General features: G+C 39.6%; 5 protein-coding genes. 2 read left to right on the forward strand and 3 right to left on the reverse strand.

The window, feature by feature from the left end; translation table 11 throughout:
* Positions 1-181: 181 nt before the first annotated feature.
* Both LC653_RS43675 and LC653_RS43680 read left to right on the forward strand, forming a co-directional pair.
* The gene (locus tag LC653_RS43675) at positions 182-841 is read left to right on the forward strand and encodes a putative antibiotic biosynthesis monooxygenase (protein WP_229501493.1); all 660 of its coding nucleotides are present in this window, start codon (positions 182-184) and stop codon (positions 839-841) included.
* Positions 842-1,269: 428 nt separating this feature from the next.
* Complete coding sequence (locus LC653_RS43680; RefSeq protein WP_229501494.1) at positions 1,270-2,733, forward strand: FAD-binding protein; 1,464 nt, start codon at positions 1,270-1,272, stop codon at positions 2,731-2,733.
* Positions 2,734-2,964: 231 nt separating this feature from the next.
* On the opposite strand, the gene LC653_RS43685 is transcribed toward LC653_RS43680, so the two are convergent.
* The 3 genes from LC653_RS43685 to LC653_RS47730 form a co-directional block, all read right to left on the reverse strand.
* The gene (locus tag LC653_RS43685) at positions 2,965-3,801 is read right to left on the reverse strand and encodes an SWIM zinc finger family protein (RefSeq protein ID WP_229501495.1); all 837 of its coding nucleotides are present in this window, start codon (positions 3,799-3,801) and stop codon (positions 2,965-2,967) included.
* A gap of 5 nt (positions 3,802-3,806) precedes the next feature.
* The gene (locus tag LC653_RS43690; RefSeq protein WP_229501496.1) at positions 3,807-7,016 is read right to left on the reverse strand and encodes a DEAD/DEAH box helicase; all 3,210 of its coding nucleotides are present in this window, start codon (positions 7,014-7,016) and stop codon (positions 3,807-3,809) included.
* A gap of 159 nt (positions 7,017-7,175) precedes the next feature.
* A complete protein-coding gene (locus LC653_RS47730) occupies positions 7,176-7,406 on the reverse strand; it encodes a hypothetical protein (RefSeq protein WP_229501497.1) in 231 nt (76 codons plus the stop codon).
* Positions 7,407-7,585: the final 179 nt, after the last annotated feature.

Consider the following 7,585-nt stretch of genomic DNA (forward strand, 5'->3'; position numbering starts at 1 on the left):
AAGTGTAGGCTAATGAAGCAGCGATCACAAACTGAGAGTTCCAGATTATTCTGATTCCCGACCTTAAAACTATTAATTTTCTAAACCTCTTATCAGGCAACTATTTCAGCTTTTCTTAGTGCCATTCCCCTAAGAGCCGTTTTCTTTTTTAACTATCAAATTACCAGGAACGTTAAATTCTATGTTCGATGAACCGTTAGCAATCAATATCAGTGAACAAAACTGTCCAGTCACTGCTGTGATCTCTCATGTAGTGAGACCGGGGCGTGAGCAAGGTTACGAAGCATGGTTTCATGGCATTGCCGCAGATGCACGAAAATTCAAGGGACATCTGGGTGTCAGCACTATTCGACCCCAGGATCACGCCCATCCTGAGTACGTGGTCATTCTCAAGTTCGATTGCTACGACAATCTCAAGACCTGGTTAGAATCAGATATTCGGCGGGAATGGATTGAGCGATTGCAACCCTTGATTGAAAAGCCAGAAGATATTCAAACCCTGACCGGATTGGAAACCTGGTTTACTCTCTCAAATAAACCTATGATGTCTCCACCACCCCGCTACAAAATGGCGTTAGTGAGCTGGCTAGGAGTATTCTTTACGCTTCCTCAGCTCAATCGTTTGCTAGTACCGTTGTTATCTGGGCTACCTCTATTGCTCAATCAACTGATTAGTACAGGACTCGGTGTCGCTCTGCTCACCTATGTGATTATGCCGCGCCTAACGCAATTATTTCGCAAATGGCTGTATCCCATTTCATACCCTTCTTCTGTTACTTGCCGGAGTAAGCAAGTAGTAAATAAGTCAAATCATCCAGAAGCATCGCAGGGTTTGAATTGATTCATTGTACTAATTAATTGATTGAATCCCAGCAATAAATTGGAATTGGGAAAAATATTAAACTAAGTATAAATTAACCAAAATTTTATTTTTCATTCATCACTTTTGGTCAAGTTAGTAAATCAAAAAGAGCTTTTCTGCAATATTTATTTACAACTATCCCAATTTGCAGATGTCTCGGCGACCACCCTATTAGACAATTGCAATAATTTTACTTCCCTTCCTCAATCCCGCAGCCAATCACCTAACCCACGGCACTGAGGAATATCCAGAGGGCTGCTGATGCTGGCTATTAGATTGCTATTGGTTTCCCGTAGTAAACCTTGTGCAAAGCCGCAGAAATCGCATGAGAAAAGCGCAAACTGTACGCTAAAAACTACCAGTGTGTTTGCTTAAAAAAGCAACGATAGTACTACCAAGTAAAAATTATGAGACAAAACACTTCACGCCGCTCAGTTTTACAAGGTTTGATTACCAGTGCAATTGTGATCGGGTTTGATTTAACTACTCGTTCTTGGGTAACATCTGCCAGTGCTACATCTGTTTTTGAAAGTTTACCTTCCTTAGATGGAGTACTTTACACTGATAATGCAACACTTACTGATGCAAGTATTGACTTTGGTAATATCATACATCGTCAACCGATAGCAGTACTTAAACCAGGCTCAATTGAGGATATTGTTCAAGTTATTCAATTCGCTCGGACTCACAAGCTCAAAGTTGCCCCACGCGGTCAGGGTCACTCTACCTACGGTCAGTCACAAGTAGAAGCAGGCATTGTTATTGATTTAAGTACGCTCAACAAGATTCATTTCATTGGTACAGACCGAGCAATTGTTGATGCTGGAGTGGTGTGGAGTCAGTTATTGCAACAAACGCTTGGTATGGGCTTAACACCGCCTGTTCTTACTGATTACATCGAACTTTCTGTAGGCGGTACTTTGTCAGTAGGGGGTATTGGTGGTGCAACTCATCGCTATGGTGTGCAAGTTGACAATGTTTTAGAACTGAAGGTAGTTACTGGTATTGGTCATCTTGAAACTTGTTCGCTGTCGTACAATCGCAATTTATGGTTTGCAGTACTAGCAGGGCTAGGTCAATGTGGAATTATTGTACAGGCAACTGTTAAGCTAATTCCCGCCACTACCAATGCCCGTGTGTTTCAGTTATATTATGACGATTTAGCTACCTTTACTCATGACCAACGCCAAATCATCAATGATGAGCGCTTCAACTATGTAGAAGGTCAGTTAGTTTCTAATAATGCTGGTGGATGGCGTTATCTGCTAGAAGCGGCTAGCTTTTACAGCCCTCCCTCTGTACCTAATAACAGTTTGTTGCTTACAGGGTTAAACTATACTCGCGGCACACAACAAATAGAAGATAAAACTTATTTTGATTTCCTCAACCGTTTAGCTCCTACAGTTGCCTTTCTCAAATCTATTGGTGTTTGGTCAAATCCTCATCCTTGGTTAGATTTGTTTGTACCTGGTAGCGCAGTTAACAGTTTTGTTGGTGAAGTCGCTGCCAACTTAACGTTAGCTGATACTGGTCTTGGGCCAATTCTGCTATATCCAGTCAAAACCAACCGTTTTAATCTACCCTTGTTCCGGGTTCCCACAGAAGAGATTGTGTTTCTCTTTTCTATTTTGCGAACAGCAGTACCACCAGAAGATGCTGTAGTTACACGGATGTTGTCTGATAATCGCAAACTATTTGAGCAAAACCGTGACTTGGGTGGTTACAAATATTCCGTAGATGCTATTCCCTTTTCCCCTCATGATTGGCAGCAGCATTATCGTCCAGTTTGGGGAAATTTCGTAAGTGCAAAGCGACGTTACGATCCAGATAATTTACTAACGCCAGGTCAGGGTATTTTCGCAAACTGTTAGTCCAAACAAATCTGTTTAAATAATCAGAATTCTCAATAACTGCTCGGGTTTTGCATTTTTAAGTCGGGATTAGATTTGGAGAAAAGGTTAAAGGTTTTTTCTTTCACTTTTACCCAAAACCTGACAAGTATTGCTTACTTTTATTCAAAAATCAAACCGGATTCCTATAGAACTCGATTCGATTTATGAAAATATACTGAGACTTAAAAGCCTATTTTATCAGCGCTGAAATCAGAACTGATGATTTTTGGTTTTGACTCGCTGATACAGTTCTTCCATTGTTTCAATAAAGGAAGCATCATTGTGCCAGAAATCAGGAAAATCCCCTTGTTTCTTAATCAAAATTGCACAGATACTACCTGGAGTCGCCACTTCAATAGTTTGTGGTAATCGCTTTGTACCTAACCAAAATTCTCTGGCATTTGGCATTTGGTTAAGAGATTGCTTTTCTAGCTTAGTGTACAGCGAATTAGAAAGTTCTAAAGGGATTTCCTTAGTATTCAATTCTGACAATAGAGCTTTTCCCAAAGGAGAATCAGCTAATTTGGCTTGAAGTTCTGCTTTCGATAATCCCCGTAATTCAAATAACAACCAGGGATTATTATCTAATTGAGAAGCCACTAAATAGTAAACTCCAGCAATGTGCTTACAGGGATTAGCATAATCTGGGCAAGAGCATTTAGTTTTGAAATCCTTACTACTATGGGGCAATAAATGTAGTCCCAAATGAGAGAAAGTATCTTCAATATTTTCCGGGACTTCATTTAGCAGCAATCGAGAAATGATACTGGCTTTAGAAGAAAGCTTTTGGATAGCTTCATTCCAACGGTTTTTAGCAATAGGTGTAATCTGAATCTCTATATTATAAGTTGGTTCTTTGTAGACTCCAAAATAGGGATTAACTGAGCCTCTGACTTTGGCAGTAATTTTATTTAAGTCAATCTCAAAGCTTTTAACTTTACCACCGCTAGCATAAGACCGTCCTCTTTTGAGTCGGTTATCATCTGTAAAAGCTTCTAGTGCTTGAATAAAGCGATCACCCCACCAAGTTCGACTAAATTTAGCCATAATATCTACTCCAAAATTGCACTCTTGTTCAATGAAATCAACCGCTTAAAGGCTTCATTATCTAATTCTGTGAGCCAAGATTCATCACTACCAATAACAGCATCAGAGAGTTTTTTCTTATCTTCAATCATTTGGTCAATTCTCTCTTCTAAAGTCCCAATAGCAACAAATTTATGCACAAAGACGTTCTTTTTCTGACCAATACGGAAAGCACGGTCAGTTGCTTGGTTTTCAACTGCTGGGTTCCACCAACGATCAAAGTGAAAGACATGGTTGGCTTTCGTGAGGGTGATACCCACACCGCCTGCTTTCAAAGAAAGGATAAAAACCGATGGCTCTGTATTTGGGTCTTGAAATTCGGTAATCATTTGTTCTCGATGTGGGCGACTAGTGCCACCATGCAAATAGTAAGTATTGCAATGCAGACTATGTTTGAGATGTTTCTCGATCTTTTCACCCACTTCCGTAAATTGACTAAAAATGAGTAAACTTTCTCCTTCATCAACTGCCTCCTCAACCATCTCTGCTAACCGACTGAGTTTGTGCGAACGCAGTGGTGAAAATTCGCTCCCATCTTGCAGAAATTGGGCTGGATGATTGCAAATTTGCTTCAATTTCATCAGGGTTGAAAGAATCAATCCTTTGCGCTGAATTCCCACTGCTGATTGCAATTGTTTTTCTACATCTAGTACCACCACTTCATAAAGCGATGCTTGCTCTTTGGTCAGGTTAGTGTAGAGTTTTTGTTCCACTTTATCTGGCAAGTCATTAATAATAGATTGGTCAGTTTTTAACCTTCGCAGAATTAGAGGTTCTACCAGTTTTTTCAAGGTGGCAGATTTCACGCGGTCATTGTCTTTTTGAATCGGAATCTCGAAGATTTTCCGAAACTGGGCTTCTTTACCCAAGTAACCAGGATTGAGAAAGTTAAAAATTGACCACAAATCCAGTAAGCGGTTTTCTACAGGAGTTCCTGTTAATGCCAGCCGATGTTTAGCTCTTAATTTTAAAATAGCTTTAGTTTGGGCAGCTTTCGGATTTTTAATATTTTGTGCCTCATCCAGTACTAAACGTTGCCACTCGACGCCGCTCAATAACTTTTCATCTTTGCGAACTAGAGTAAAGGAGCTAATTATCACATCGTTTTGTTGACAAGCAGCTTTGAAATCAGCTAGATTTTGCAGCCTAGTGCTACCATGATGCACCATAGTTTTTAAATGAGGTGCAAATTTGGCAATTTCTTTCTGCCAGTTGCCGACAACAGAAGTAGGGGCAATTAATAATGTAGGCAGGGCAGATAAAGAAGTAATCTTTTCTCCTACTTTAAGAGCTTCATGTAACTCTTTCTCTTGCACTAATCGGGCAATCACCTGCACGGATTTACCTAAACCCATATCGTCTGCCAAACAGCCATTTAATCCCAAATCTTCCAGATATTGTAACCAGGAAACACCACGTTTTTGATATTCTCGGAGCGTGCCTTGCAGATTATCAAGTTCAGAAATTGGCTCTAGGCGACTTTTATCTTGTAGCTTTGCTATCATCTCTGACAAAGCTTCATCATGTTCAATTTCCCATTCTGACCCCAATTCAGCACTGCGTTGTAGAAACTCCAGTAAGGTCATCTGGGGTTGTTCGTTACCGTGGGACTGCCAAAATTCGAGTAACTGCTGCATTTTATCCCGGTCTAATTCCATCCATTGACCGCGAAAATGCACTAGGGGAGTTTTAGCATTAATCAGTTGTTCCCATTCAATAGGTGTGACAGTTTGCTCCCCAATCGCTAACTCATACTGATACTCCACCAGTGAGTCTAAGCCGAAATAGCTTTTTGTTTCCCCTTTCGTTGCAGCAAGTTTGCTACCCGATGCTTTGAGGCGAATTTTGGCGCGGCGACGACCTGTGGGAGTATACCAAGCAGGTACAATTATTTTGAATCCTGAGTCTTCTAACACCCAAGCACTTTCAGTAAGGAAATCAAATGCTTCATCTAAGGTAAGTTGCATTGCGATTGGACTCGCTGTTTCCAACCCAAGCCATAGTTTGGGATACATCCTGGCTGCATAACCCAAATTCAGCAGCAAATTTGTTTCAAAATCTTTACCAAAATCTTTATGTACAGCAGTTTTGGAAAATTGATTCATTGTCCAGTAGTCTGCTAACACTAACTTCAAGGATGGATCTTGTTTACTCGCTACTAGAAATTGAATTTGCCAATTGTCTATTTGTGACGATGAAGGAGAATGTAACTGGAAGCACAGATGAAAAGGTGAATCAGCTTGAGTGCGGGTAATTTTGGTTTTCCACACCAACCATTGCTGATATTCTTTGAGGGCAGTATTTGTTGTTAGTGGATTATGCTGACTAGGATAAAAGCAAGATTCAATTAGAGAATCAGCAATTTGTTTGTCAAAAGCGGCTGTTGATGGGGTGTGAGTCACTAAATCGTCAAGTACATATTCAGAAAAGTGACGCAATAGTGTTTCTCGATCAAAAAACTCAATAGGATAGCTAACTGTTGCTTTACCTGCCACACATATTAGTGGCATATAGTCAATATATTTAAGAATATTTGCTTCATATTGTTCGGAAATAATTTCCCAGGTGGCATAAATTTCAAATGCTGCTTTAGCAGTCTTGCTTTTGCCTTTTTTCTTCGGATTTTCCGATGATAACTGTCGATATTTTAGTGCGGGAATAAATTGGTCTTTGAGGATTACTTGTTTAAAACTTTGAGTGTAATGATACCAAAATAATAAATCTGAACCTATTTGAAACTTCTCCGCATTATATATTGCTAAAAAATGGATATCTTTAAGTAGTTTGATAATATTAAGTGCTATTCCACTTTTGGTAGATACTACTGTTTCATAACAATCTACCTGCCAATATTGGAATTCTTCATAGCTGTCAGTCAGCTCAATTTCTAAATACTTGGTTAATTCTGGTGAGGGGAGAGGCTGATTATTGGTGGTTGGTAAAGCAAAGTATTTGGAAGATATGCGCTGGCAAAATTTAGTCTTGTCTTCTTTAATTCCTAATTCTTCTATTAAAAAGGCGATTAATTGGGATTCTACCAAGTGTCCAGGATGAATTTGTTGACTATTGGTTTGACTTTTTTGGGATAATTGAGTTTCTACCCACAAGTAAAAAGACCCTGACTGAATAAAGTCAGTTTCCTCGTTTGGTATCCAGGTGCCATGAAGTATTCTCATAGTTATAATGCCTCTGGATTGTTCGGAAATTCACGCGCCTTAGAATTACTTTAGCAAACAGAGGTGCTAGAATTATCTTATTTATGCAAAAGAAAGCGATGACGCTATCGTGCGATCGCTTGACTTACGCACTATAGAGGCAGCAGTCCCATACTTCCCTTACAACTCAAAATCAAGGGTGAAGGTTTGGTTATCAGAATCAAGAATTTGGTTTTCGATAGTAGATGGCTCTTGAGTCGGCTGAATAAGTTTGTTATCTTCAGTATTATTCGGCGTGAAAGCTACTTGTTGTGTGGGAAATGCACCCTTTCTGAAAGCAAAATAACAATCAACTATAAAGTAAAGCGTGTCCAGGTAACTTTTATCTAGTTTTTGGGATTCTGCAAATATGCGCTCTCGGTAATTATCTTTGAGGCGAACTTTTTCCGGTGCTAAGTCTTTTTTCTGGAGTTTAGACTAAGCTATACAAAATGACCCAGCAGGGCTGAGTTAATCAGAGACTTAGCAAAAGTATGAATAATCTAAGGTATTAAACAGCAACAGATGCTTCTTTACGTGGTGGAGTTACT

This window comes from Nostoc mirabile CHAB5784, from assembly GCF_020829645.1.
Classification (GTDB): domain Bacteria; phylum Cyanobacteriota; class Cyanobacteriia; order Cyanobacteriales; family Nostocaceae; genus Nostoc; species Nostoc mirabile.

Bases quoted from the DNA above. Each gene is read 5' to 3' on its own strand.
- LC653_RS43675 (WP_229501493.1), top strand. From the start codon at position 182: ATGTTCGATGAACCGTTAGCAATCAATATCAGTGAACAAAACTGTCCA.
- LC653_RS43680 (WP_229501494.1), top strand. From the start codon at position 1,270: ATGAGACAAAACACTTCACGCCGCTCAGTTTTACAAGGTTTGATTACC.
- LC653_RS43685 (WP_229501495.1), bottom strand. From the start codon at position 3,801: ATGGCTAAATTTAGTCGAACTTGGTGGGGTGATCGCTTTATTCAAGCA.
- LC653_RS43690 (WP_229501496.1), bottom strand. From the start codon at position 7,016: ATGAGAATACTTCATGGCACCTGGATACCAAACGAGGAAACTGACTTT.